The 26,279-nt window shown below is 71.7% G+C and carries 21 protein-coding genes and 2 tRNA genes; 15 read left to right on the top strand and 8 right to left on the bottom strand.

Features of this window, described 5'->3' with window-relative positions; all coding sequences use genetic code 11:
* Positions 1-2: 2 nt before the first annotated feature.
* Positions 3-1,424, bottom strand: coding sequence for an extracellular solute-binding protein (locus ACFZDE_RS07050; protein ID WP_391198145.1), 1,422 nt, complete (start codon positions 1,422-1,424; stop codon positions 3-5).
* A gap of 156 nt (positions 1,425-1,580) precedes the next feature.
* Here ACFZDE_RS07050 and ACFZDE_RS07055 point away from each other — a divergent pair, with 156 nt between their 5' ends.
* From ACFZDE_RS07055 to ACFZDE_RS07065, 3 genes are read left to right on the top strand one after another with little or no spacing between them, the layout of a single operon-like run.
* Positions 1,581-3,062: an FGGY-family carbohydrate kinase gene (locus tag ACFZDE_RS07055; protein ID WP_391198149.1), complete on the top strand. Its 1,482-nt coding sequence runs from the start codon at positions 1,581-1,583 to the stop codon at positions 3,060-3,062.
* Entirely contained in the window at positions 3,059-3,682 is a 624-nt protein-coding gene (locus ACFZDE_RS07060) for a histidine phosphatase family protein (protein ID WP_391006049.1), read from the top strand. The genes ACFZDE_RS07055 and ACFZDE_RS07060 overlap by 4 nt, the downstream gene beginning before the upstream one ends.
* Positions 3,683-3,694: 12 nt before the next feature.
* Positions 3,695-4,471 (top strand): SAM-dependent methyltransferase, encoded by a 777-nt coding sequence (locus ACFZDE_RS07065; protein ID WP_391198152.1) that lies wholly within the window; start codon positions 3,695-3,697, stop codon positions 4,469-4,471.
* 118 nt (positions 4,472-4,589) lie between these two features.
* Here ACFZDE_RS07065 and ACFZDE_RS07070 read toward each other — a convergent pair whose 3' ends face one another.
* Positions 4,590-5,237, bottom strand: a complete 648-nt coding sequence (locus tag ACFZDE_RS07070; RefSeq protein WP_030836147.1) for a superoxide dismutase — start codon at positions 5,235-5,237, stop codon at positions 4,590-4,592.
* A 134-nt stretch (positions 5,238-5,371) separates the two neighbouring features.
* Entirely contained in the window at positions 5,372-6,754 is a 1,383-nt protein-coding gene (locus ACFZDE_RS07075) for an amino acid permease (protein ID WP_391198154.1), read from the bottom strand.
* 381 nt (positions 6,755-7,135) lie between these two features.
* On the opposite strand from ACFZDE_RS07075, the gene ACFZDE_RS07080 reads away from it, so the two are divergent.
* Positions 7,136-7,717 (top strand): biotin transporter BioY, encoded by a 582-nt coding sequence (locus ACFZDE_RS07080; RefSeq protein WP_391006057.1) that lies wholly within the window; start codon positions 7,136-7,138, stop codon positions 7,715-7,717.
* A 301-nt stretch (positions 7,718-8,018) separates the two neighbouring features.
* On the opposite strand, the gene ACFZDE_RS07085 is transcribed toward ACFZDE_RS07080, so the two are convergent.
* Complete coding sequence (locus ACFZDE_RS07085) at positions 8,019-8,744, bottom strand: LPXTG cell wall anchor domain-containing protein (RefSeq protein WP_391198157.1); 726 nt, start codon at positions 8,742-8,744, stop codon at positions 8,019-8,021.
* Between the two features lie 196 nt (positions 8,745-8,940).
* Between ACFZDE_RS07085 and ACFZDE_RS07090 the strand changes: the two genes are divergently transcribed.
* Positions 8,941-10,887, top strand: a complete 1,947-nt coding sequence (locus ACFZDE_RS07090; protein ID WP_391198160.1) for a protein kinase — start codon at positions 8,941-8,943, stop codon at positions 10,885-10,887.
* Between the two features lie 93 nt (positions 10,888-10,980).
* Here the strand turns inward: ACFZDE_RS07090 and ACFZDE_RS07095 are convergent, their stop codons facing one another.
* Positions 10,981-12,483, bottom strand: coding sequence for an amino acid permease (locus ACFZDE_RS07095; RefSeq protein WP_391198163.1), 1,503 nt, complete (start codon positions 12,481-12,483; stop codon positions 10,981-10,983).
* A 277-nt stretch (positions 12,484-12,760) separates the two neighbouring features.
* Between ACFZDE_RS07095 and ACFZDE_RS07100 the strand changes: the two genes are divergently transcribed.
* The 3 genes from ACFZDE_RS07100 to ACFZDE_RS07110 all read left to right on the top strand — a co-directional run bounded on the left by ACFZDE_RS07100 (position 12,761) and on the right by ACFZDE_RS07110 (position 14,569).
* Entirely contained in the window at positions 12,761-13,246 is a 486-nt protein-coding gene (locus ACFZDE_RS07100) for a ribose-5-phosphate isomerase (protein WP_391006066.1), read from the top strand.
* A 116-nt stretch (positions 13,247-13,362) separates the two neighbouring features.
* Positions 13,363-13,494 (top strand): hypothetical protein, encoded by a 132-nt coding sequence (locus ACFZDE_RS07105; protein WP_391198165.1) that lies wholly within the window; start codon positions 13,363-13,365, stop codon positions 13,492-13,494.
* A 265-nt stretch (positions 13,495-13,759) separates the two neighbouring features.
* Positions 13,760-14,569, top strand: coding sequence for a DNA-formamidopyrimidine glycosylase family protein (locus tag ACFZDE_RS07110; protein WP_391198168.1), 810 nt, complete (start codon positions 13,760-13,762; stop codon positions 14,567-14,569).
* A 16-nt stretch (positions 14,570-14,585) separates the two neighbouring features.
* Here the strand turns inward: ACFZDE_RS07110 and ACFZDE_RS07115 are convergent, their stop codons facing one another.
* Complete coding sequence (locus ACFZDE_RS07115; protein ID WP_391006072.1) at positions 14,586-15,836, bottom strand: GNAT family N-acetyltransferase; 1,251 nt, start codon at positions 15,834-15,836, stop codon at positions 14,586-14,588.
* A 162-nt stretch (positions 15,837-15,998) separates the two neighbouring features.
* Here ACFZDE_RS07115 and ACFZDE_RS07120 point away from each other — a divergent pair, with 162 nt between their 5' ends.
* The 4 genes from ACFZDE_RS07120 to ACFZDE_RS07135 all read left to right on the top strand — a co-directional run bounded on the left by ACFZDE_RS07120 (position 15,999) and on the right by ACFZDE_RS07135 (position 20,982).
* Positions 15,999-17,177 carry a SpoIIE family protein phosphatase gene (locus tag ACFZDE_RS07120; RefSeq protein WP_391198171.1) on the top strand — a complete coding sequence of 393 codons (1,179 nt, stop codon included), beginning with the start codon at positions 15,999-16,001 and terminating at the stop codon, positions 17,175-17,177.
* A 120-nt stretch (positions 17,178-17,297) separates the two neighbouring features.
* Positions 17,298-18,104 carry an ATP-binding cassette domain-containing protein gene (locus tag ACFZDE_RS07125; RefSeq protein WP_391198173.1) on the top strand — a complete coding sequence of 269 codons (807 nt, stop codon included), beginning with the start codon at positions 17,298-17,300 and terminating at the stop codon, positions 18,102-18,104.
* Positions 18,104-20,530, top strand: coding sequence for an FtsX-like permease family protein (locus tag ACFZDE_RS07130; protein WP_391198175.1), 2,427 nt, complete (start codon positions 18,104-18,106; stop codon positions 20,528-20,530). Before ACFZDE_RS07125 ends, ACFZDE_RS07130 begins: the two co-directional genes overlap by 1 nt.
* A gap of 14 nt (positions 20,531-20,544) precedes the next feature.
* The gene (locus tag ACFZDE_RS07135; protein ID WP_391006136.1) at positions 20,545-20,982 is read left to right on the top strand and encodes an HD domain-containing protein; all 438 of its coding nucleotides are present in this window, start codon (positions 20,545-20,547) and stop codon (positions 20,980-20,982) included.
* Positions 20,983-20,997: 15 nt separating this feature from the next.
* On the opposite strand, the gene ACFZDE_RS07140 is transcribed toward ACFZDE_RS07135, so the two are convergent.
* Positions 20,998-22,110 carry an acyltransferase family protein gene (locus ACFZDE_RS07140; protein WP_391006139.1) on the bottom strand — a complete coding sequence of 371 codons (1,113 nt, stop codon included), beginning with the start codon at positions 22,108-22,110 and terminating at the stop codon, positions 20,998-21,000.
* A 751-nt stretch (positions 22,111-22,861) separates the two neighbouring features.
* Here ACFZDE_RS07140 and ACFZDE_RS07145 point away from each other — a divergent pair.
* On the top strand, positions 22,862-23,056 hold the full coding sequence (locus ACFZDE_RS07145) for a hypothetical protein (RefSeq protein ID WP_003990237.1): 195 nt from the start codon (positions 22,862-22,864) through the stop codon (positions 23,054-23,056).
* Between the two features lie 107 nt (positions 23,057-23,163).
* Positions 23,164-25,713, top strand: coding sequence for a PQQ-binding-like beta-propeller repeat protein (locus tag ACFZDE_RS07150; RefSeq protein WP_391198177.1), 2,550 nt, complete (start codon positions 23,164-23,166; stop codon positions 25,711-25,713).
* A gap of 95 nt (positions 25,714-25,808) precedes the next feature.
* On the opposite strand, the gene ACFZDE_RS07155 is transcribed toward ACFZDE_RS07150, so the two are convergent.
* A tRNA-Gly gene (locus tag ACFZDE_RS07155) sits at positions 25,809-25,879 on the bottom strand.
* A 164-nt stretch (positions 25,880-26,043) separates the two neighbouring features.
* Here ACFZDE_RS07155 and ACFZDE_RS07160 point away from each other — a divergent pair.
* Positions 26,044-26,120, top strand: a tRNA-Pro gene (locus ACFZDE_RS07160).
* The last annotated feature ends 159 nt before the right edge of the window (positions 26,121-26,279 follow it).

Below are 26,279 nucleotides of genomic sequence, written 5' to 3' on the forward strand. Positions count from 1 at the left end.
GGCTAGCCCACCTTGCCGGCGAGATCGTCCGCCAGCCCGTCCAGGACGGACCGCGCGCCCTTGCCGCCGTAGATCTCCTGGAGGGCCGCCGCCCAGCTGGTCGTCGCGTCGAAGAACTGCGCCTGCGGGGTGAACTGGATCTTCGTCTGGTCGACGACCGTCTCGAAGGTCTCCAGGAAGCCCGGCAGATGCCGCATCTTGTCCTTGTAGGCGGCGTCGTCGGCGACGGACTTGCGCACCGGGTCGATGTGGTTGTGCCTGATCGCGCCCTTGCGCAGGTGCTCCTTGCCGGTCGCCCACTGCAGGAACAGCCAACTGGCGCTCTTCTTCCTGCTCTTGGCGTTCATGCCGAGCGACCAGATCCACATGTTGGTGGCCAGCGACCCGCCGGGCCCCTTCGGGCCCGGGTGGAAGGCGATCTTCCCGGAGGCGGGGCTGGCGCCCTTCACCGCCTGGAAGTAGGCGGCCGTGTCGGCGTCGAACAGCATCCCGGCCTTCTTCGCGCCCAGATCGCTGGAGCACTGGTACCAGGTGTACGACGTCCAGGACGGCGGCCCGCCCCGCTTGACCATACGGGCCCAGTCCTCGGTGAAGGCGACGGCCTCCGGGCTGTTCATGGCGGGGGTGAGCTTCCCGCCGTCGACCGTGAAGTCCTTCAGCCCGTTGCGGGCGTACATCGTCATGAAGCCCGGGTGGATGGTGGCCCAGCTCCGCGAGCCGCGTACGGCGATCCCGTACATGCCGTCGAAACCGGCCCCCGGCGCCTTGCGCTTGATGGTCCCGGCGAGTTCGGCCAGCTCCTCGAAGGTCTCGGCGGGCTTCACCCCCAGCTTTCCGAACAGCTCGGTGTTGTAGGCGACGACGTTGGTCTCCCAGCCCCACGGCAGCGCGTACTGCCCGCCCTGGCCGAGCGGCGCGCCCGCCTTCAGGGACCACTGGTCGGCCTGGAGCAGGTTCGGGAAGAAGTCCGCCTGGTCCCACTCGGCGCCCGTCGCCGAGGAGTTGCGCATCCAGGGGCCGAGGTCCTCCAGCCAGTTCGGCGGCCCGTACTGCCACACCATGTACGCGCCGAGCATGAACACGTCGTAGGAGGCACGCCCGCTGGACAGGTCCACGGTGAGCTTGTCGAAGTAGTTGTCCTCGGGGAAGACGTCGTACTCGACCTCGATGCCGGTCTTCTCGGTGAACGACTTCAGGTCGGCGATCAGGGCGTCGGTGTACGGGTGCTTGTTGAGCAGGGCCTTGACGGTGGTGCCCCGCTCCCGCTTCCAGTCGAAGGATCCGGTGACGTCGTCCGCAGCCGAACCGTCGCTCTTGTCGTCGTTCCCGCCGAAACCGGCGCCGCAGGCCGTGAGCATCGGGGCCGCCGCCGCCCCGGCGGCGAGGGCGAGGAAGCGCCGGCGGTCGTGCACGTGCGTGTCCATCCGTACCTCCGCGTGGAGCCTGGTTAACACGTCGAGTCGACTCGTTAACAGAGGGTGGAACGGCTGAAGTTGGGCGTCAATCCCTCGCGCACGGGAAAATATCGGGGCACAGTGAGAAGTTCACAGATCCGGCTGCGACGGCACGGGAGGTTCCGGATGGTGCACGACGGTGCGGACCAGGACGCGGGCTGGCTGGGCGTCGACCTCGGCACGCAGAGCGTCCGCGTGCTGCTCGTCACCGCCGACGGCACGGCCCTCGGCAGCGGCTCGGCCCCGCTGACGGGCCGGCGGGACGGGGTGCGCCACGAGCAGGACCCGCTGCGGTGGTGGGCGGCGCTGTGCACGGCGTCCCGGGCGGCCCTCGCCTCCGCGCCCCCGGACCTGCCGGTCGGCGGACTCGCGGTGTGCGGCACCTCCGGCACGGTCCTGCTGACCGACGCGTCCGGCCGCCCGGTGAGCCCCGCGCTGATGTACGACGACGGGCGGGCCGAGGCCGAGGCCGCGCGGGCCCGGCGGGCGGGGCTCGCCGTCCAGGACACCTGGGCGCTGCCGAAGGCGCTGTGGCTGCTCGGCGAGTACGGCGGCGCGCTGCGCCTGGCGCACCAGCCCGACCTGATCGTCTCCCGCCTCACCGGCGAACCGCCCCCGGCCGATTCCAGCCACGCCCTGAAGACGGGCTACGACCTCGACGCCGACCGCTGGCCGCGAGCCGCCCTGGACCGACTGGACGTGCCCGAGGGCCTGTTGCCGGACGTCGTCCGCCCCGGGACCCGCCTCGGCGAGGTCACCCCGGCCGCCGCCGACGCCACCGGCATCCCCGCCGGCACCCCGGTGTTCGCCGGGATGACCGACGGCTGCGCGGCCCAGATCGCGTCGGGAGCGCTGCGGCCCGGCTCCTGGAACTCCGTGCTTGGCACCACGCTCGTGCTGAAGGGCGCCGCCCGCGACCCGGTCCGCGATCCCACCGGCGTGGTCTACAACCACCGCGCCCCGGACGGCACCTGGCTGCCCGGCGGGGCGTCGAGCGTCGGGGCCGGGGCGCTCACGGCGCGCTTCCCCGACGCCGACCCGGCCGCCATGGACGCGCGGGCGGCCGCCTACGAGCCGTCCCGTGCGGTCGCCTACCCGCTGGTGTCACCGGGGGAGCGGTTCCCCTTCCGGGCACCGGAGGCGAGCGCGCTGATCCTGGGCGACCCCGCGGAGGACGCCGAGCTGTGGGCCGCGCTCCTCCAGGGCGTCGGCCTCGCCGAACGTCTGTGCCTGGACTATCTGCACCACCTCGGCGCCCCCCTCGACGGCCCGCTCACCTTCACGGGCGGCGGCGCCCGCAGCCCCTACTGGAACCAGCTGCGCGCCGACATCCTGGGCCGCCCGGCCCGGGTCCCGGAGCAGACGGAACCGGCCCTGGGCATGGCGGCGCTCGCCGCCTACGGGGCGTCGGGGGCCGGGGCGCTCGCGGACGTCGCCGAGCGCATGGTCCGCGTCCGGACCGTCGTCGAACCACGCCCCGGCCGCACGGCCGCCTTCGCCGAGCCCTACGCGCGGCTCGTCGACGCCCTGCGGGACCGCGGCTGGCTGCCCGCGCCGGTCGCCGCGCACGCACACAGCCGCCTGAGCCGGGATACTTCCGCATCATGAGTACGACCCTCCTGCTGGTCCGCCACGGACAGACCGTCTGGCACGCGGAGAACCGCTACGCCGGCATCAGCGACATCGACCTCACCGACACCGGCCGCGCCCAGGCCGAGGCCCTCGGCCGCTGGGCCCGGGCCCATCCCGTCGACGCGATCTGGACGTCCCCGCTGTCCCGCGCCGTCGCCACCGCCGAGCCCGCCTGCCAGGCCCTCGGCCTCACCTCCCAGAGCGAACCCCACCTGCGCGAATGCGACTTCGGCGTGCTCGAAGGCCGGACGCTCGCCGAGTTCGGGGCGGAGGACCCCGAGTGGGCCGCGGCCTACCGGGCCGACCCGGTGGCGCACTCCTTCCCCGGCGCCGAGGACCCGCTGGCGGCGGCTGCCAGAGGCGTGCGCGCCCTGCGGGACATCGCCGCCGCCCACCCCGGCGAACGCGTCCTGGTCGTCGCCCACAACACCCTGCTGCGGCTGGTGCTGTGCACCCTGCTGTCGATCCCGGTCGGCGAGTACCGCAGAGTGCTCCCCAGGCTGCGCAACGCGGCGATCAGCGAACTGCGCATGAACCCCGACGGTTCCGCCGCACTCCTCTCACTCAATGTGCCCTGCGAGGCCGAACTTCCGTAGCACGATGGGCACATGACGCAGATCGACACCTCGGTGCCGCACTCGGCCCGGATCTGGAACTACTGGCTGGGCGGCAAGGACAACTACCCGGTGGACGAGGCGGCGGGTGACGCCTACACCGCCGTCTTCCCCGGCATCGTGACCATCGCCCGCGGCAGCCGCGCCTTCCTGGGCCGCGGCATCCGGTACCTCGTCCAGGAGACCGGCGTACGGCAGTTCCTCGACGTCGGCACCGGCCTGCCGACGGTCGACAACACCCACGAGGTCGCCCAGCGCCTCGCCCCGGAGTCGAGGGTCGTCTACGTCGACAACGACCCGCTGGTCCTGACGCACGCCCGCGCCCTGCTCACCTCCACCCCCGAGGGGGCGACGGCGTACGAGCCCATCAGCCTCTTCGAGCCCGAGCTGATCCTTCAGGCCGCGGCGAGAACCCTCGACCTCACCCGGCCCACGGCCCTGATCCTCAGCGGCATCCTGGGGCACGTGGCCGACCACGAGCAGGCCTGTGACCTGGTCCGCCGTCTCATGGCCGGTCTGCCCCCGGGCAGCCACCTCTGCCTCAACGAGGGCTCACGCGGCACGGATCCCGCCTACGAGCGGGCCCAGGACGCCTACAACGAGACGGGCGCGGTCCCGTACTTCCTGCGGCCGGTCGAGCAGATCGAGGCGTTCTTCGAGGGCCTGGAGCTGGTGGAACCGGGCGTGGTCTCGGTGCCGTTGTGGCATCCCGAGCCGGGTGCGCCGACCGAGCCGATCGGCCAGCACGGCGGGCTGGGCCGCAAGCCGTAGCGCGTCGTACGGGCCACAGGAAACCCCCGCGAGTCCTGTCCTCGCGGGGGTTTCCCTTCTTCCGCCTGCCGTGCGTGAAAGGTGAGAAGACGATCACGAGGCAGGACGCTTCAGGTCCTCAGGGGGCTAGCAGCAGCACGTCCGCCCGGGACTTGGCGGCCTCGTAACGGCGCGCCACGTCCTGCCAGTTGACGACCTGCCACATCGCCTCGATGAAGTCGACCTTCTGGTTCTTGTACTGGAGGTAGAAGGCGTGCTCCCAGGCGTCGAAGACCAGGATCGGGGTGGCGCCCTGGCCGACGTTGCCCTGGTGGTCGTAGACCTGCTCCACGATCAGCCGCCCGCTCAGCGGCTCGTAGGCGAGCACGCCCCAGCCCGAACCCTGCGTGGTCGCGGACGCCTTGGTCAGCTGCGCCTTGAACCCGGCGAACGACCCGAACGACTCGACGAGGGCGTCGGCGAGCTCCCCCACCCCGTCGGCGGCCAGCGGCTCACCGCCACCGTCCTTCGGGCCGGTCATGTTCTGCCAGTAGATGCTGTGCAGGATGTGCCCGGACAGATGGAAGGCCAGGTTCTTCTCCAGCCCGTTGACCGCCCCCCAGGTCTCCTTGTCCCGCGCCTCGGCGAGCTGCTCCAGGGTGTCGTTGGCGCCCTTCACATAGGCGGCGTGGTGCTTGTCGTGGTGCAGCTCGATGATCTCGGGGCTGATCACGGGGGCGAGCGCGGAGTAGTCGTAGGGCAGTTCAGGCAGCGTGTAGACGGGCATGGGCGGGATCCCCTCCGGACCTCTTATTGCAACAGCCTTGCAACTGCACGCTAGCAGCAAGAAGGAGCCGACGGGTGGCCCGGGCACGCAAAAGGCCCCCGCGTGTGTCGCGGGGGCCTTCGGCGGTGGATCTCCTACTGCCTGGCGCGGGCCTTCTGCCACCCGTAGCCGACGGCCGCCAGGGCGAGGGTCATCCCGCCCGTCGAGTACAGCTGCACCCGCGTGTCCGGCTCCCGGGCCATCAGGACGAAGATCGCTGCCATGCCGGCCAGGGCGACCCAGGTCAGCCAGGGGAACGCCCACATGCGCACGGCCAGCTTCTCGGGCGCCTCGCGCTCCAGACGGCGGCGCAGGCGCAGCTGCGAGACGGCGATGAAGATCCAGACCACCAGGATCACCGCGCCGATCATGTTCAGCAGCCAGGCGAAGACGTCGTCGGGCCGCCAGTAGCTCAGCAGCACACAGAGGAACCCGAAGACGGAGGACGCCAGCACGGCGATCCGCGGCACGCCGCCCGAGACCCGGCCCAGACCCTTCGGGCCCTGACCGCGGTCCACCAGGGAGTAGGCGATGCGGGAGGCGCCGTAGATGTTGGCGTTCATCGCGGACAACAGGGCGACCAGGACGACCACGTTCATCAGCTGTCCGGCGCCCGGGATGCCGAGCTCGTCGAGGGCGGCGACGTACGGGCCCTTCTCCACGACCGCCTTGGAGTCCCACGGCACCAGCGTGACGATGACGGCCATCGAGCCGATGTAGAACAGCGCGATGCGCCACATCGCGGTGCGGACCGCGCTCGCGACGCCCTTGACCGGGTTCTCCGACTCGGCCGCCGCGATGGTGACCGTCTCCAGGCCACCGTAGGCGAAGACCGACGCCAGCAGGCCGATGACCAGGCCCTCGCCACCGTTGGGCAGGAAGTCCGTGAGGTGGCTCGCGCCGGGGGAGTCCGTGCCGGGCAGGATCCCGAGGATCGCCAGGACGCCGAGCACCAGGAACAGGGTGATCGCACCGACCTTCAGCGCCGCGAACCAGAACTCGAACTCGCCGAAGTTCTTCACGGCCGCGAGGTTCGTGCCGCAGAAGACGACCATGAACAGCGCGACCCAGGCCCACTCGGGCGTGCCTGGCAGCCAGCCGCTGACGATCTTCGCGGCGCCGATGCCCTCCAGGCCGACGGCCGTGCACAGCAGCACCCAGAACGACCAGCCGGCGGTGAATCCGGCCCAGGGGCCGATCGCCCGCTCCGCGTGCGCCGAGAACGACCCCGACGACGGATACGCGGCCGACATCTCGCCGAGCATCCGCATCACCAGCATCACGAGGACACCGGAGAGGGCGTAGGCGACGACGATCGAGGGACCGGCCGCGGCGATACCGGCACCGGAGCCGACGAACAGACCGGCTCCGATCACCCCGCCGAGGGCGATCATCGACAGATGGCGCTGCTTCAGGCCGTGGGACAGGGAGGTGCCGTCCGTGCTGGGCGGGGTCCCCGTGGTGGTGCTGCTGGGCATGGGCGCGGCTCGTCCTGTGCGTGAGAGGCGTACGAGGGCAAAAACGCCGCCAGTCTCGGATGCCTCTCCGCTCACACGGAGAGGCATCCCACTATCCGGACAGTCGCGTCGCTCTGTGTGGCCGGGCGGCGACCGACGGGCGAGACGGTGGCCGCAGCGCCTTTGGTGGAAACCTACAGAGCCCCACTCGCCCCCTCCCGTGTCGCACGGCACCCCACCACCGTGACCAGCATCACGCCTGACTCGCTGTCACCCACACCCTTTGTCCGAAGCCGACCAACAGCCGCTCCCGGCCTTTGTGGACGGCTGACGGTGATCACGGCGAGGGCGCTGGGATAGCGTCACCGTGTCCCACTGGCCCTCACCCTCGCGGAGTCCCTCATGAGCACCGCTGCCGCCACCCCCGTCCGCACCGGACAGGTCCTCGCCGACCTGCTCCCGGCCTCCCGAGTCCGGGACGCGGCCCTCGTGCTCGGCGGAGCCGCGCTCACCGGCCTCGCCGCCCAGATCTCCGTGCCCGTGCCGGGCTCCCCGGTGCCGGTGACCGGCCAGACCTTCGCCGCGCTGCTCGTCGGCACGTCCCTCGGCGCCGGCCGCGGTTTCCTGGCACTCGCGCTGTACGCCGTCGCGGGCATCGCGGGCGTGCCGTGGTTCGCGCAGGGCACCTCGGGCGTCGCCCCCTCCTTCGGCTACATCCTCGGCATGATCCTCGCCTCCACCGTCGTCGGCGCCCTGGCCCGCCGCGGCGCCGACCGCTCGGTACTGCGCACGGCCGGCACGATGCTGGTGGGCGAGGCGATCATCTACGCCGTCGGCGTGCCCTACCTGGCCCTGGCCACCGGCATGTCCGCCACCGCCGCGATCGCCGCCGGCCTCACCCCGTTCCTCATCGGCGACGCCCTGAAGGCCGCCCTGGCCATGGGCGCCCTGCCGACGGCTTGGAAGTTCGCCAACAAGCGCTGAGGTTCCTGAAGACCGACGCGAACTCGCCTGTCTACGAGGCGCACTTCGTCCGAACACCCTTCCAGCAGCTCAGCGGCTTGAAGTGGAAGAAGCTGGTATCGGAGTGCAACGGAAGCCCGGAGCGCCCGCTCCGCGCGGGATGAACAGCCGCGTCAGCCGGGCGACGGCCGCCATGCTGGCCCCCCATGTCGACCACCAGCTGTTCCTGGCGAGCCGTCCCATCAACCAAGGGTGCCGAGAGGCCCGCCGGGACGTCACATCTCGGCGGGCCTCTCCGTGTGCGCGTCCTGCGGTGGCCTGATCAGCCCTCCTGAGCCGCCGGACGTCGCCGCTGTGACCACCACATTCCGGCCGCGCCCGCCGCGAGCAGTGACATGCCGGCCGCACCCAGTGGCAGCAGGTCGCGGGCCGGGCCGGTCTTCGGCAGTTCCTTCCCGCCCGGGCCCGCCGGTTCGTTGTCGGTGCCGAGCAGCAGGGGGGTGGCCGGGGCGTTCGGTGACGGGTTGCTCGTGCCGAACGGCACCGGGCCCTGCTGCCAGAAGGTCTTCTTCCCGTCGCCCGTCTGCACGGGCAGACAGATCTTCCCGGTCTTGCCGAGGGCGAACGTCGCGTCGACGGCGTACGACTTCGACTCACCCGCCGCGAGATGGTCGATCGGGCATGCGAATCCGCTGTTCGAACCCTCCGGGAGTCCCTTCTCGGGTATCGCCGAACACCCCTCGACACCCTTGACGACCAATCCGTCGAATCCGACGACCAACAGCCTGATCTTTCCGCTGTCCTTGCTCCCCTCGTTCTTCACCGTGGCGGTAATCGCCGTCTTTTCGGAATCGTTGTCGACCGAGATCTTCCCGGGCAGCGTCGTGGTGAGTTTCACCCCGGTCGGTGCCGCGTCAACCGCCTTTCCCCCCTTGCCACTCGCGGGTCCCTCGTCCTGCGCCCCGGCTGTGCCGGAAAGGATCAACACCGCCGAGAAAGATGCCATGACCAGCGATCCGGCGACCGCTGCCGTATGACGAGAACTCATGTTCGCCCCCCTTGCGTCCCCCTGCACTGCGCCTGAATTCGCAGCACTGAAAGAGGTACCACAAGATTTCGCCGCACTATCCTGGTACGGCGCGAAGTGTGACCGTTGTGTTTCACTGGAGTCGGTCGCGGCGTCGTGGAGGGGGTGCAGCGAATTGCCGGGGAATACGAACAGTGGCGGTGTTCCAGGGATATTGGTGACGGGGCGCTATCGGTTGGTCGAAAGTATCGGCCAGGGGGGAATGGGGCGGGTGTGGCGAGCCGCCGACGAAATACTCGACCGGCAGGTCGCCGTCAAGGAAATGCGGATCGACGGTCTCGACGCGGAGGACAGCGGGACCCGCCGCGAACGGACCCTGCGCGAGGCCAGGGCCACGGCCAGGATCGACCACCCCAACGTCGTCCGGGTCTACGACGTGGTCGACGAGGGCGAACGCCTGTGGATCGTCATGGAGTTGGTCGCGGGCCGCTCCCTCGAACGGATCCTCGCGGAGTCGGGCCCGCTGAACCCCGGCGAGACGGCCCGCATCGGCCTCGGTCTGGTCGCGGCGCTACGACAGGTGCATGAGTGCGGCGTACTGCACCGCGACATCAAGCCTGGGAACGTGCTCGTGGAGAACGTGGACGGGGTGGCCGGATCTGTACGAGGCGATGACACCCGTTCCGGCCAAGGCGCCGGTGTTGGCCGGAGCAACGGTGCCGGCCGTGGGCGGCGTGTCGTGCTCACCGACTTCGGCATCGCCGCGATCCAGGACGCCAAGGCGCTCACGATGGTCGGCATGCTGGTCGGCTCGCCCGACTACATGGCGCCCGAGCGCATCTCCGGCCGCCCCCAGGGCCCGCCGTCCGACATCTGGTCGCTCGGCGCGACCCTCTGCGCGGCCCTGGGCGGCCGCTCCCCGTTCGCCCGCGACACCACGCTGGCGACCCTGCACGCGGTCCTGTACGAGGAGCCCGAACTCCCGTCCGCGGCGGGCCCGTTGCGGGACATTCTGACGTCCCTGCTGACAAAGGAACCGTCGGCCCGCCCGGACCTGGCGGCGCTGGAGACGGCGCTGGAGCCGGTGGCGTATCCGGCACCGGCGCCGACGCCGACGGCGGCGGTGGCGGTGACCACCCCGGAGCCGAGGTCCGAGCCGGAGCCCGAGCCCGGCCCCGGTCCGGAAACCACCCTCGGAGGACAGCAACCCTCCCCGCAGGCACAGTCGCGAGCACCTCTCCTCGCACCCCCGCAGGAATCACCCACCCCCGCGTACCTCCCGGCACCCCGTGACCCCCGGCGGCCCGCACCCGTCCCGGAGCCGCACCACCACCCCGTGGACCCGACCCCCACGACCCCGCCCGCCAAGGCCCCTGCCCCCACCTCCGCCCCCACCCCCGTCTCCCTCACCCGCGCCCAGGCGGAGACCGAACGCCGCCCCCACCCCGCAGCCCCGCCCATGCCGCCCGGCGAACTCCCCGGGCCGCCCGCCCCGGCCGCAGCCCGGCCGCCCCGCCCCCGGCGCCGCATGCTGCTCACCGCCGCGGCGGCCACCCTCGCCACGGCAGGCACGGCCGTGGGCATCCTGCTGGCCACGACCTCGGGATCGCCGGGCGGCGACGACACGCCCCGCGCGGGCTCCTCGGCGTCCGCCCCGGCCACCCCCGCGGACGCCACCGGCGGCACCATCGGCGACACCACCCCCTCGCCCACCGTCGAGGGCACCACCAGGCCGCAGACGCTGCCGCCCGGCACGCACCGGGAGGCCGGCGGGTTCGCCTGGGCGACGCCCGACGGATGGCGGCGGGACGTGAAGACGGGGGCGGAGGTGCACTACACCTCCCCGGACGGGGCGCAGGAACTCGTCGGCAAGTCCTCCCTGGCCCGCGGCGACCTGCTGGAGACCTGGCGGACCTCGGAGCGCAACGCCCACCAGGGCCAGGACTACCGCAAGATCCGTCTGGAGGAGACGACGTTCCGCGGCCACCCGGCGGTGGTCTGGGAGTACACGTTCACGCTGAAGGGCGTCCACTGGCACGCCCGGCTGCTCGGCTTCAACGTGACCGGCAAGTCGTACCAGGTCAACACGTGGTACCAGGAGGAGACCGAACAGGAGGCCCTCGCCACCTACGAGAAGGTCAAGGACAGCTTCACGGTGCTGTAGGAGCGGCGGCGGACAACGGAAAGGGGCCTGCGGCACGTGCCGACGCACGCACCACAGGCCCCTTTCACACGTTCACGACGGACGGCCGCGGGATCAGCCCGCCGACACCTCGCTGCGCTCCTCACCCTGGACCTGCCCGGCGTCCGCCGCTTCCGTGGCGGCCGGACGCCCACCACGGAAGCCCTTCTTCACGAAGGCGATGACGAGCACCACGGCGGCGACGAGCAGCGACAGCAGGATGGTCTGACGGCCGTCGTGCTCGGTGTCGGTGAGCATGTAGCCGAGGATGAACACGATCAGCGCGGCAGTCGCATAGGTCAGGTACGGGTACAGCCACATCTTCACGACGAGCTTCTCGGGCGCCTCGGCCTTGATGATCTTCCGCATGCGCAGCTGGGAGAAGCAGATCACCAGCCACACGAACAGGGCGACCGCGCCGCTGGAGTTCACGAGGAAGAGGAAGACGGAGTCCGGGAACTTGTAGTTGAAGAACACGGCCACGAAGCCGAAGGCGACGGAGGCCAGGATCGCCGTGCGCGGCACGCCGTTGGAGGTCGTGCGGGCGAAGGACTTCGGCGCGTCGCCGCGCTGGCCGAGGGAGAAGGCCATGCGGGAGGCGGTGTAGAGGCCGGAGTTGAGGCAGGACAGCACCGAGGTCAGCACGATGAAGTTCATGATCTGACCGGCGTGCGCGATGCCGAGGGAGTCGAGCGCGGCGACGTAGGAGCCGTCCTTGGCGATGGACTTGCTGTCCCACGGGAGCAGGGACACCACGACGGCGATCGAGCCGAGGTAGAAGACGGCGACACGCCAGATGATGCTGTTGGTGGCCTTGGTGACGGCCTTCCGCGGGTTCTCGGACTCACCGGCGGCCAGGGTGGCGATCTCGCTGCCCATGAAGGAGAAGACGACGAGCAGCACACCGGTGAGGATGGCGCCGGCCCCGTTCGGCAGGAAGCCGCCGTGCGCGGTGAGGTTGCTCAGTCCGGCCTGGTCGCTGTCCACACCCGGCAGCAGCCCGAACACGGCCAGCCCGCCGACGATGATGAACGCGGCGATGGCGACGACCTTGATGCCCGCGAACCAGAATTCGAACTCGCCGTAGGAGCCGACGGAGACCAGGTTGGTGGCCGTCAGCACCAGCATCACGATCAGGGCCCAGCCCCACTGGGGCACGGCCGGTATCCACCCCTCGAGGATCACGGCGCCGGCGGTCGCCTCGACCGCGAGCACGACGACCCAGAAGAACCAGTACAGCCAGCCGATGGAGAAGCCGGCCCAGGACCCGAGGGCCCGGTCGGCGTGCGCGGAGAAGGAACCCGAGGTCGGGTTGGCGGCCGACATCTCACCGAGCATCCGCATCACCAGCACCACGAGCGTGCCGACGAGGGCGTACGACAGCAGGATGCCGGGGCCGGCGGTGGCGATACCGGAGCTGGAACCCACGAAGAGTCCGGCGCCGATGACACCGCCGATGGCGATCATCGAGAGGTGCCGGTCCTTGAGCCCGGCCTGGAGCCCGGAGCCCTCGACTCCGGGTTCTCCGGGCCCTCCGGGGTCGTTTCCGGTCTTGTTCATGGTCGGCTGCGAGGTCATGGACGGATTTCCTTTGCGCCGGGAGCTGTACTTCCGTACGGGGCCGTGCGAGCCGCACGAACGGGGTGTTTCGCGGCATGCCGGGGTACGGGGAGCTCGTACGAGCGGTGTACGAGCCGGTCCAGTGAATCGGAGGCGAACGATGAGGAGAACCTTTGAATCCAGATTGTTACTTGAGGTTTTCCTGAGGTTCAGTAATGCGGCTCACATTCGCCCAGGGTTTTCATGAGCGCCACCCCGCGCGCATGCCCTGAATCACCCGTGTCACACTCGTCCCATGCGCGTGTACCTCGGCTCGGACCATGCGGGCTACGAACTCAAGAACCACCTCGTCGAGTGGCTGAAGGCGGCGGGTCACGACCCGGTCGACTGCGGCCCGCACATCTACGACGCCCAGGACGACTACCCGCCCTTCTGCCTCCGTGCCGCGGAGCGCACGGCTGCGGACCCCGAGGCCCTCGGCGTCGTCATCGGCGGCTCGGGCAACGGCGAGCAGATCGCCGCGAACAAGGTCAAGGGCGTCCGTGCGGCCCTCGCGTGGAGCGAGGAGACGGCGTCCCTGGGGCGCCAGCACAACAACGCGAACGTCGTCGCGGTCGGGGCGCGCATGCACGCGCGGGACGAGGCGACGAAGTTCGTCGAGACGTTCCTCGCCACGCCGTTCTCCGGTGACGAGCGTCACATCCGCCGGATCGACATGCTGTCGGCCTACGAAACCACCGGCGACCTCCCGGAGATCCCCCCGCACCACCCCCAGCAGTAACCCTCCGGGGAACGGGAGCCTTTCCCACCCACCCACCCACTCACCCGAAGCGGCCGGCCAAGAGACAGAGGCCGAAGAATCGCAACCTCGCGAACTACCGCTTCGGGCGGGCGGGAATGAGCGGCCAGCGCGAAGCCGACGGTCTTTTCGACCTCGGCCTCGCGAACTGCTGCTTCGGGCGGGTGGACGAGCAAGACGCACCGGCGCCCGAGGCCGAAGCCGACGGCCTTTCGACCTCAACGTCGTGAGCTACCGCTTCGGGCGGGTAGGCGGGAAAGGTCCTGCCTGGGGTGGAACCCACAGATCTTTTCGACCCCGGCCTCGTGACACGCGGCTTCGGGCGGGTGGGCGGGAAAGGTCCTGCCTGGGGTGGAACCCACAGATCTTTTCGACCCCGGCCTCGTGACACGCAGCTTCGGGCGGGTGGGCGGGAAAGGCCCTGCCAGGGGTGGAACCCACGGATCCTTTCGACCGGCCCCGTGACACACCGCGGCGACGATCACAAGGAGAACCGTGCCAGAAGGCCACACCATCCACCGTCTCGCCCAGGACTACGCCACCGCCTTCCTCGGCACAAACCCCCGCACCACCAGCCCCCAGGGCAAGTTCACCCAAGCCGCCACCATCCTCACCGGCACGGAACTGACCCACACCGAAGCCCACGGCAAGCACCTCTTCCTCGGCTTCACCGGCACCCACTGGATCCACATCCACCTCGGCCTCTTCGGCAAGGTCACCTTCGGCCCGGCCCCCGAACCACCCCCCACCGACACCGTCCGCCTCCGCGTGGCGAACGACACGACCTACGTGGACCTCCGGGGCCCCACCACCTGCGCCCTCATCACACCCCCGGAGAAGCAGGCGATACACGACCGCCTGGGCCCCGACCCTCTCCGCGACGACGCCGACCCGGACACCGCGTACCGCCGCATCACCCGCAGCCGTACGACGATCGCCGCGCTCCTCATGGACCAGAAGGTCATCGCCGGGGTCGGAAACGTCTACCGCGCGGAGGTCCTCTTCCGGCACCGCATCGACCCGTACCGCGCCGGCAAGGACATCACCTCCACCGAGTGGCACACGATCTGGACCGACCTCGTCGACCTCATGCACGAGGGCGTCCGCAACAACCGCATCGACACCGTCCGCCCGGAACACACACCGGAGGCGATGGGCCGCCCGCCCCGCGTGGACGACCACGGCGGCGAGGTGTACGTCTACCGCAGGGCCAACCTGCCCTGCCACATCTGCGGCGGCCAGATCCGCACCGCCGACCTGGCCGCCCGCAACCTCTTCTGGTGCCCGGCCTGCCAACGCCCCTGAAACGGGCGCGCGTCCCTCAGAACCCGTGCGGCAGCCACGGCGGCACGCCCGCCCCGAACCCCAGCGACGCCTCCGCCAGCGCCCCGGCCCGCAGCTCCCGCACCCGCCCCGCCGCCCCCAGCGAGGCCAGCGGCACACCCCCCAGATACGCCGCACCCAACTCCCGTACCGACAGAGCGACATCCGCCGCATCCGTCGTACGCTCGCAGACCGCGCCGTCCGCGTCCCCGCTCAGCCGCCAACGCCCGGCGTTCCAGGGGCAGAAGGAGTCCGCCACCTCGAACACCACATCCACCGGCGTCTGATACGTCCGCGCCGAAAGCGCGGCCCCCACCTCGACCGGCCGCACGTACAGCGAATCCCGCACCCGCGGATGGCACCGCCGCACGTCGGTCACCAGGTACTGCCACGCGTCGTCCACCGGACGCCCCCGCACGGTCACCTTCGACGTCAGGTCGATCCCGAACAGGAACCGCCACAACGCCGCGTCCGCCGCGGGCTCCAGCCCCGCCAACTCCTCCACGACCACCGTGCCGTTGGCCCCGGACAGCTCCCACTCGGGCTTGACGCGGTAGCGCGCGTACCCCACCGTCTCCCCGTCCCGCTCGGCGAGCACGCACTGCAGCGGCGACGCCCCCTCCCGGTCGCCCGCCGGATCGAGCACCCCGACCCGCTCCCAGCCGGGCTGCCGCGCCAGCATCCCGGGCCGCGCCGGAACCAGCCGGGCGTACACCGCCTCGCACACGTCGAGCGCATCGGCCGGCGCCGCGTACCGCACCCGTACGTCATCCGTACCGTCCGGCAGCGAGAGACCCACCCGGTTCGTGTCGATCTCGGCGGTCAGCGACACGGTCGCGTTGCCGTAGCCGAAACGCCCGTAGATGGCCGGCTCGGACGCGGTGAGCACGGCCAACGGCTCACCCCAGGCCCGTACGTCGTCCAGCTGCCGCCGCATCATCGACGTCAGCAGCCCGCGCCGGCGGTGCGTGGCGGCCACGCTGACCATCGTGACGCCCGCGACCGGCAGGGACGCCCCGCCCGGCACGGTCAGCCGGAAGCTGAACGCCCCGGCCGTCCCCACGCACTCGTCCCCGTCCCAGACGCCGAGTGAACGGTCGAACTCGGTCAGCGAGTTCCACAACTCCCGCTCCTCGTCGGACTCCGGCACCCCTCCGAAGCTCCGGATCAGATTGCCGTACCACTTGTCCCAATCGTCCTTCCGAAGGACTCGCAAGTCAGACGAAAGACCGTTCGCGTCAGTTCCCATGAGCCATGCCTACCAGGGCAATGCGGGGCGAGCGAGGGAATTTCTCCCAGGCCGCGGCGAGGGCGCGCGCGGTGAAGTTCACTGTGAACTCGGCCCTCGGACGGGGGACAAGTGGGACCTCCCGTGCCAAGCGGCTGGTCCGATGGATAGGGTCCCGAACTAATGGCATCAGGACGAGAGCGGCGCGCGGAAGCCGAGACGTTCACGGCCCGGTTGAAGAAGCAGTGGCACCGGGCCCGCGTCGGCGTGCGCCGCGCCGCCGTGGACTACTTCCGCGGCAACGGCTCGGACTGGATCGCCCTGGCCGGTCTGCTCCTGCTCATTCCCGTGATCGCGTCGGCGACCCTGGCGAACTCGGTGTGGTTCTCACCGGCCGCCCTGGTCCTGCCCGTCGTCGTGGGCGGCCTGCTGCTGCGCCCGGCCAGCCTGCTCGGCCTGTACGCGGCGGCGGCCACCGCGCTGATCGTCGAGTCGGTGCGACTCGGCCCGTACACGGAGGGCCCCTCCAGGGTCACCCCGGGCGTGGTGCTCGTGGTCGCGGCCTGCGGCTTCTTCGGACTGCTGCTGGCCCAGTTCCGCAGCCGGGTCGGGGTGCCCTGGCGGCGCGGCGGCACCATGCTCTTCGACCTGCGCGAGCGCATCCGGGTGCAGAGCAAGCTGCCCGACCTGCCGGACGGCTGGCACCGGGAGATGGCGCTGCGCCCGGCGGGCGGCCAGTCCTTCTCGGGCGACTTCGTGGTCGCGGCACGCACCAACGGCGGCCGTACGCTCGAAGTCGTCCTCACCGACGTCTCCGGCAAGGGCATGGACGCGGGCTCCCGCGCCCTGCTGCTGTCCGGCGCGTTCGGCGGCCTGCTCGGCTCCCTCCCCCCGCACGCCTTCCTCCCCGCCGCCAACGGCTACCTGCTGCGCCAGGACTGGGACGAGGGCTTCGCCACCTCCATCCACCTCGTCCTCGACCTGGACTCCGGCGACTACGAGCTCTACTCCGCGGGCCACCCACCGGGCCTCCAGCTCAGCGCAGGCAGCGGCCGCTGGGAGGAGAAGACCGCCGAGGGCCCGCTGCTCGGGGTGTACGACGGTGCCCAGTTCGACCCGGTGAAGGGCTCCCTGCGGCCCGGGGACGTGCTGATGCTGTTCACGGACGGCCTGGTGGAGACCGCCGACCGCGACATCGTCGAGGGCATCGACCGGCTCACCGGCGAGGCCGACCGCTATGTGGCCGGCGGCTTCCACGGCGCCGCCTGGCACCTCATCGAGGCCGTGGCCAAGGACGTCAACGACGACCGGGCCCTGCTGCTGATCTGCCGGGAGGGCCCGACGGCCGCCGCCACCCGCTGAGGTGGGGTTTCCCCCCGGTGGGTTCGGCGGCCGTCCTCATTACCCGGCCCCCCTCCGGCTCCGTACGTTCGAGACACACCGGCGCACCGGTGCGAACGACTCGGATCCGGAAGGACACACATGTCAGGCGACTGGGCCGTGGAACTGCACGGCGTCCGCAAGCGCTACGGCCGCGGCGGCACCGCCGTTCACGCCCTGCGCGGCATCGACCTCACCCTCCGGCACGGCAGCTACACCGCGGTGATGGGCCCCTCGGGCTCCGGCAAGTCCACGTTCCTCCAGTGTGCGGCGGGCCTCGACCGCCCCAGCGCCGGCACGGTCCGGCTCGGCGGCACGGAGATCACCGGCATGAAGGAGAACAAGCTCACCGCGCTGCGCCGCACCCGCATCGGCTTCGTCTTCCAGGCCTTCAACCTGCTTCCGTCCCTCACGGTCGAGCAGAACGTCGTCCTCCCCCTGCGCCTGGCCGGTCACCGCCCCGACCGCCGCCGCGCCGCCGAGGTGCTGGACCAGGTCGGCCTCGCCGACAAGGCCCGCCGCCGCCCGGGCCAGTTGTCCGGCGGCCAGCAGCAGCGGGTGGCCATCGCCCGGGCCCTGGTCACCCGCCCCGACGTCGTCTTCGCGGACGAACCCACGGGTGCCCTGGACACCACCACGGCCACGGAGGTCCTCACCCTCCTGCGCACGGCCGTCGACACCCACCGCGCCACGGTCGTCATGGTCACCCACGACCCGGCGGCCGCGGCCTGGGCCGACCGCGTGCTGTTCCTGTCGGACGGCGAGATCGTCGACCACCTCGACCGCGACGGCACGCCGCACCGCCACGCTCTCGACCCCGTCCACGACCGCCGTGCCCACGCCGACCGCATCGCCGCCCGGATGACCTCCCTGGCTGTCCCGCGCGCCCGCACCGAGGCGGCTGCCTGATGCTCGCCCCCAACGGCCTGGCCCGCGCGGCCCTGCGGTTCAGGCCCGCAGCGTTCGCCGGCACCTTCGTCGCCCTCGTCCTGGCCGCCACGATCGTGTCGGCCTGCGGCATCCTCCTGGAGACGGGCGTACGCGCCACGGTCCCGCCCGAGCGCTACGCGCACGCCCCCGTGGTGGCCGCGGCCGCGCAGCGGGCCGGGAACCCCGACGAGAGCGACATGGTGCCCGACCGGGCCCGCATCGAGGACTCCCTGGTCGCGAAGGCCGCCGCCGTGCCGGGGGTGCGCGCGGCGATCCCCGACGTCACCTTCCCGGTGCTCACGTCCGAGGGGAAGCTCACCGCACACGGCTGGGGCTCCACCGCCTTCACCGGCGAGCGCCTCACCGGCGGCCGCGCCCCCGGCCCCGGCGAGGTCGTCCTCGCCCCCGGCGCACCCCGCCCGGACGGCGGCACCGTCACCCTCACCCTGCCCGACGGCCCCCGCACCTACCGCGTCTCCGGAACCACCGCCGGCGCGCGGGGCACCGTGTGGTTCAGCGACGCCGAAGCCGTCCGTGTCTCCGGCCACCCCCACCGCGTCGACGCCCTCGCCGTCCTCCCGGACCCCGGTGTCGGCACGGCCACCCTGAAGTCCCGCCTCGCCCACGCCCTGGGCGGCCGGGCCGAGCTGCACACCGGCGACGACCGGGGCACCGTGGAGGACCCCGCCCTCTCCGGATCCCGGGAGGTGCTGATCGGAATCGGCGGCTCCTTCGGCGGTGTCGCCACCATGGTCGCTGTCTTCACCGCGGCCGGCACCGTCGCCCTCGCGATCGGCCGCCGCGCCCGCGAGTTCGCCCTGCTGCGCGCCATCGGCACCACCCCGCGCCAGATCCGCCGCACCATCGCCACCGAGGCGTTGCTCGTCGCACCCGTCGCGGGCGCCCTCGGCTGCCTGCCCGGAATCGCCCTGGCCGCCTGGTGGTTCGGCCGGCTGAAGGACAAGGGCGCCGTCCCCCAGCCCGTCGAACTCGCCGTCTCCTGGATCCCCCTCACTGTCACGACCGGGACGGTCCTGGTCACCGCCCTGCTCGCCGGCTACATGGCCGCGCACCGCAGTTCACGCATCAAGCCGGGCCAGGCGCTCAGCGAGGCGTCCGTGGAACGGCTGCGCCCGGGCTGGATCCGCACCCCGCTCGGGGTGGCGGCCGCGGCCGGCGGTTTCGTCTGCGCGGGGCTGGCCGCCTCGGAGACGGGCGAGGACGCGGCCAACGCCGCCCTCGGGGTCGTCATGCTGTTCATGCTGGCCGTCGCCCTGCTGGGCCCGCTGATCGCCCGCGCCTGCGCGTCCCTGCTCGGGCTCCCGCTGCGCGGCGCCGGCGCTCCGGCCGTCCTGGCCGCGGCCAACTCCCGTACCAACGCCCGGCGACTGGCCTCCGCGATCACCCCGATCGTGCTCGCCATGGCCTTCTCCTCCGTGCTGGTCTTCCTGCACACCAGCGAGGACCGGGTCACCGCCGAGCAGCAGCGGGCGGGCGTCGTCGCCGACCACATCGTCACGTCCGACGAGGGCGCCCTGCCCCCGGACGCGGTACGACGTGCCGCGCGTACTCCCGATGTCACCGCGGCCGTGGGCCTGCTGAGGACATCGGTCCTGGTCCGGACCTCGGGCGTGCTGACCCCGGTCTCCGCCCAGGGCGTCACCGGCTCGGCCCGCGACCTGGCCGCCGTACAGGACCTGGACGTCGAGCGGGGCCGGCTGTCGCTGAAGCCGGGCGAGATCGCCCTCGACGCGTCCGTCGCCCGGAGCACGGGCGCGGAGGTCGGCGAGCGGATCCGCGTCCACCTGCCCGACGGCACCCGGGCCACACCCCGGGTGGTGGCGACGTACCGCCGCGGCATGGGCCTGTCCCAGGTCACCTTCCACCGCACCGACCTGGCCCGCCACGTCAGTTCGCCCTTCGACACCGAACTGTGGGTCAAGGGCGGCACGGCGAAGGCCCTCACCCCCCTCGGCCGGGTCATGGACCGCGCCGACCACACCGCCGCCCAGTCCCTCGACCGTGAGCTCAACGCCTGGGCGAACACCGTCATGGCGGCCGTCCTCGGCGGCTTCGCGACCGTCGCCGCCGTCAACACCCTGGTGATGACGGTGCTGGACCGGCGGGGCGAGCTCGGCACACTGCGCCTGCTCGGCTCCACCCGCCGCCAGGTCCTGCGCATGGTCCGCTGGGAGGCCCTGCTGGCCGCCGTCGCGGGGATCGGGCTCGGCACGGCCATCGCCCTGGCCACCCTCGTCCCGATGATGAGGGGCCTGACAGGTCAGGGACCGTACATCCCGCCGCTCGTCTACGGCTCGTTCGCCGCCGCGATCCTCGTCGTCGGCACGGCCGCGGTCACTCTGTCGGCCCGGGCGGCGCTGCGCGGGGAGACACTGGAGAGGTGACCCACACATCCCGGATGACCCTGGCCCAGGTCGAGGCCACCGCCCGCGCCGCGCACACCGGCCAGACCGACAAGGCGGGGCGGCCCTACGCCGAGCACCTGCGGGCGGTGGCGGAGGGCGTACGGGCCCGGGGCGGCGACGAGGAGCAGATCGCGGCGGCCTGGCTGCACGACGCGGTCGAGGACGACGCCCTGTCCGCCCAGTGGCTGCGCGGGGCCGCGCTGAGCGGCCGTACCAAGGACATCGTCCTCGCGGTCACCAAGCGGGCCGGTGAGCCGCCGGAGGCGTACGCGGCGCGGATCCTCGCCACGCCCGGAGCGCTGCTGGTGAAGGAGTCGGACCTGGCGCACAACGCCGACCCGGCCCGGCTCGCGGTCCTCGACGAGGAGACCCGGAAACGACTGACCGAGAAGTACGCCAGGATGCGCGCACTTCTCGGTCTCGTCGGATGAACTCCGCCCGTCAGATCAGGCGTTGACCTTCTCGCGTTCGCGTTCGCGGCGCTCGGCGTTCTGGCGTTCACGGGCCAGCTCGGCCGCGTCCGGCTTGAAGGCCCAGGCCATCTTCGGCTCCATCGCGAAGCGGAAGACGCGCTGCACCGGCTTGGTGCACAGCACCGTCACGACGGCGGCCGCGAAGACGGTCACCAGGACCTCACCAGCCGGGTGGTGCAGCCAGGACGCCTCGAACCAGCCCCGGTAGTCGCCGGCCTTCACCAGGAAGCCGTGCAGCAGGTAGCCGTAGAGCGTGCCGGCGCCGAGAGCGGTGAACCACATGTGGCGGCGCGGCACCCAGGCGAAGAAGCAGGCGGTGAGCACCAGGGAGCAGCCGAACAGGGCGAGCACCATGACCGGGCCGGCCCACCACGGCGCGCCCAGTTCCTGCGCGGCGTCCCGGTGGTAGAACCACGCGGTGTTCATGCGAGGCACCGCCCACCAGCTGAACGCGAAGGCGACGGCGAACACCGGCACGGAGGCGATCCGCACCGCGCGGGTGCGCACCATGTGGAAGTGCTCGGGCTTCATGACCAGGCCCAGCACGAAGAACGGCAGGAACTGCAGGACGCGCTGGAGGTCCAGGTCGTCGCCGATCTCCGGGGTGACGGTGGCCAGCATGGCGAGCCCCAGTGCGAGCGGCAGGGGCCAGCGGACCAGGTTCCAGATGGGGGTGGTCAGCCGCCAGACGAACAGGGCGACCAGGAACCAGGTCAGGTACCAGGGGTCGAGGAGGCTGATCTCCTGCTGCGGGTCGTTGTCGATGACCCGCTTGAAGAGGGGGTAGGCCGTCTCGAAGATGATGTACGGCACGGCGACGCCGGTGATCAGGCGCTTCAGCCGGTCGGGCCGCATGTCGAAACTGCGCGAGAAGTAGCCGGAGATGATGATGAACGCCGGCATGTGGAACGCGTAGACGACCTGGTACGCCGCCTCGAGTATCCGGCTGTCGCCCTTGAGCGGCTCCCAGGCGTGGCCCATGGCCACCAGCACGATCGCGAGGTACTTCGCGTTGTCGAAGAACGCGTCGCGCTGCTTGCCGTTCTGCTTCTTCTGCGTGCTCTGCGGCGAGCGGGGGCTCGGCACTCCGTCCGCCGGCGACTGTGCCGGGGGAAGTGGCGCCCTGCGGTCGCCGTTCGGTCGCAGCGAGTTCGTCACAGACCCTCCCACCAGGAGCTCGGGGAGACGATCCGGGACCTCGCTGCGCGTGCGGGGGACGAGGCAGCGTGGAACATCTGAGGCACCCTAGCGTTCCCTGCGGCTATTCGTAAAACGCCGGAAGTGATTCCTGTCTATTCGCTGCGGGTACCCCGGATTTCGGGCAGTCGACAGCACTGGCGGAGTGATGGCCGACACATCGTCGGATGGCGGATTGTGTGCGTCGACTGAGCCTTGCTTGTCGTGATACTTCCGGACTAAGCGACGCATAAGACCAGCAGGCGACTCCAGCGGAATGTCCGCTTCGCTCGCCTTCGCCCCTTGGTTTGCGGGGCTGTTGCCGCCCCTGTGGCGGCAATTCGAATTAGCTGCGAACGCGTTGTGTGGAGACGGAAACGATACGGCCGAATTCCCTGTGCGGGTGGCCCGTCGAATTGTCGTGCGACTCACACCCGTTGGGTCCCCGCGCCCGGGCGGCGCACACGGCGCGGCGGGGACGCGGCGACGGCACGACGACGGCGCGGCGGCGACCCGACGGCGGTACGGCGGCGACACGCGTGGGGTCGATGCCTCACCGGCCGCATAGGCCGGGCGCGTTGGTGGCACGATGGTTCTGGCGGGGTGCGCGGGGTCGCGTCCCCGGGCCGGGAGAGCGGACCGACCGAGGGTGTGATCAGTTGTGGCCATTTCACTGTCTGTGGTGCTGCTGTTGGCGATCATCCTGGTGGTGTTGCTGAGAGGCGGATCCATCAAGGCGGGACCAGCGATCGTGGCGGTCCTGTTCGGCTTCTTCCTCGCCTCGACCGGCATGGCCGACGACATCCAGCGGTTCCTCAACTCGATAGCGGAGACCATCAACTCCATCAGCTTCTGACCGGTCCGGGAGCGCCCCCGCCGAGCCCCGCGCTGCGGCCCCGGTGCGGGGGCGGGTTACGCTCGCCCCGACCACAGGACGGTGCGTGACGGGGGGAACGTACGGGGATGGCGCTGCGCGATTCTGACCCGGCGGAGGTGGGCGGCTACCGCATCGAGGACCGCCTTGGCTCCGGCGGCATGGGTGTGGTCTACCTGGCCCGCTCCGCCTCGGGCCGCCGCCTCGCGATCAAGGTCGTGCACAGTCAGTACGCCGACGACGACGAGTTCCGCACCCGCTTCCGCCGCGAGGTGGCCGCCGCCCGCCAGGTCAGCGGCGCCTTCACGGCCCCCGTCGTGGACGCCGACGCCGACGCCGCGCACCCCTGGATGGCCACCCTCTACATCCCGGGCGCCGACCTCGGCACCCACGTCCGCGAGCACGGCCCGCTCCCGCTGCCCCGGCTGCGTGGCCTCGCCGCCGGCCTCGCGGAGGCCCTGCGCGACATCCATCGCGCCGGAGTCGTCCACCGCGACCTGAAACCGGCCAACGTGATGCTCGCCGAGGACGGCCCCCGCGTCATCGACTTCGGCATCTCCCGCGCCGCCGAGTTCGCCGCCTCCGACGTCCTCACCCAGACCGGCCGCGTCATGGGCACGCCGCCCTTCATGTCCCCGGAGCAGTTCGCCTCTCCGCAGGACGTCGGCCCGGCCGCCGACATGTTCTCCCTCGGCTCGGTCCTCACCTACGCCGCCACCTGCCGCGGCCCCTTCGACAGCCCGAGCCCGTACGAGACGGCCCTGCGGGTCGTCGAGGGCGAACCCGACCTCACCGGCGTCCCGGACGAACTGCTGCCCTTCGTCCGGCTCTGCCTGGAGAAGCACCAGAAGTCCCGCCCCGCCGCGGACGAACTGTTCACGCTGCTGCGCGAGGGCGGCACGCCCGGCCCGAGCCCCGCGCGGGCGGCGCACCCGGTACGTCCGTGGCCCGGCGCCCGGCCGACCGAACCGGCCGTCACCGCCTGGCCCGACGCCGCCCGCACCGAGCGTGGCGCAACGCCCCACGGCCCGCCCGAGGAGGCCAACACCGGCCGCGACGACGCCCACCACCCCCGCACCGGCAGACCCCGCACCGACAGAACCCCGACGGAACCCTCCCGCCGCCCGGCAGCCCCGGCCAGAACACCATCCGCCACCGAGCAGGTGGACCGGACGGGGACACCATCCGCCGCCGAGCATGCCGACCCTGCTGGAACCTCACCTGGCGCCGAGCGTCCCGGCCCGCCCGGCAGCCCCTCTGCCGCCGAGCTCCCCGACCCGACGGGAACCCCACCCGGCGCAGAGCGCCCCCGGAGCCGCCCCCGAAGCCGCCGGCGCCGACCCGCCCTGCTCCTGACCGCGGCCGCCGCGGCCGTCGCTCTCATGGCGGTCGTCACCACCACCGTCACCCTGATCGGCGACAAGGACCGCCCGGCCGCCGGCGACCGCCCGGGCAAGCCCGCCACCGAGGGGGCCCTCCCCAAGGGCTGGAAACCGTGGGTCGCCACGGCGGAGGCCCCCGGACAGAGCGAGGGCCGCCCGACCGGCGTCGACATGTCCTTCAAGGGCTGCTCCGTCGTCGACACCTCCCTGGTGTGCGCCGGCTCCGACCTCATGGCGACCCGCTTCGGCCTCGCCGACGGCCGCAACACCTGGAGCCGGCCCGTCGACTCCACCCCCGACGGCGCCTCCGGCGACGAGGGCGCCCTCATCGGCACCGGCGACGGCCGTGTCTACGGCTACGGCGCCGAGGACGCCGAGGGCACGAGCGGAGTGGGGTCCAGCTACACGGTCTATGCCCTGGCCGCCGGAACCGGCAAGGAGCTCTGGCGCACCCCGACCGGCAGCGGCGAGACGGCGGTCGTCCCCGACGGCTCCGAGGGCGCCGCCACATCCGTGCCCGAGGGCGTCATCACCTTCTACGGCTCCCGGGGCGACCAGTACGCCCTGCTCGACGCGGAGACCGGCGAGGTCCGCTGGCGGCAGCCGGACCCGGGCGCGCAGGGCGCATGCGTACTGGACGCGGCGGCCGACCGTGCCTACCTGATCTGCACGGCCGAACCGCAGGGCGGCACGACCACCGAGACCAGCGTCTCGGAGATCGACCCGGCCACCGGCAAGCCCCGCTGGACCGTCGAGGCCGAAGGCTCCCTGCAGATGCTCGGCCGGCAGGACGGGCAGCTGGTCTTCACGGACGGCGTGTCCATGACCCGCGGCCTCACGCTGATCGACACCGCCTCGCACCGGCTCACCGTGCGGCGGCTGGCGCAGCCCCGGCCCGAGGAGTCGAGGGCGTACCTGGCGCGCGGCACCGTCTACTTCACCCGCAGCAGCGGCGGCGTCCGCGCCGTCTCGCCGCGCACCGGGCGCACGCTGTGGGAGTCCAACACCACCCTGGAACGACAGGGACCGCCGACCGCCTCCGCCACCCACGTGTACTTCGCGTCACCCAGCGGCCGCCTGGCCGCCCTGAACGCACGCACCGGCAAGGTCGAGGACACCCGCGACGGCCGCGACGACGGCGGCCGCGTCGGCAGCCTGCTCGTCACCTCCGGAGCCAGGCTCCTCCTCGTCGGCGACGCCCTGTACATCCCCTACGGCGTCCGCTCCGTCTACACCGTCGACGTACGCGACCTCTGACCGCGCAGCCGCGGATTCCCGGGACGCAGCCCCCGAAAACAACACTCAGGGCCAGGCGGAGGAATGATCCTCTGACCTGGCCCTGAGCCATTGAGAGCGGGCGACGGGAATCGAACCCGCGTAGCTAGTTTGGAAGACTAGGGCTCTACCATTGAGCTACGCCCGCACAGCAGGCGCCGCAGGTCGGGTGACCGCGGCACTGAAGGCATCGTAGCGGGTGGATCCCCCTCGTCGCACACCCCGTTCCCACCGGAGCGGACGCGGCGCGGACCCCGTGGAAATGCGTCGGCCACACCGCCGGTCGGCATGTACCCTACGTCTCGCACCAGACGGGGTGTGGCGCAGCTTGGTAGCGCGTCCGCTTTGGGAGCGGAAGGCCGTGGGTTCAAATCCCGCCACCCCGACCAGCCACCCGATCATCTCGCGTGATCGCCCATCCGATCACTCGCGTGATCGCCTTTTGGGCGGTGTAGGCGCTGCCGTTACTATGCAAGCTGCACGCCCGTGTGTCTCAGCGTCTGAAGTCTCCGGGCGGCGAAATCCGCCGGGCCGTTCTGGCCCCGCAG

The organism is Streptomyces sp. NPDC007929 (assembly GCF_042959065.1).
Classification (GTDB): Bacteria; Actinomycetota; Actinomycetes; order Streptomycetales; family Streptomycetaceae; genus Streptomyces.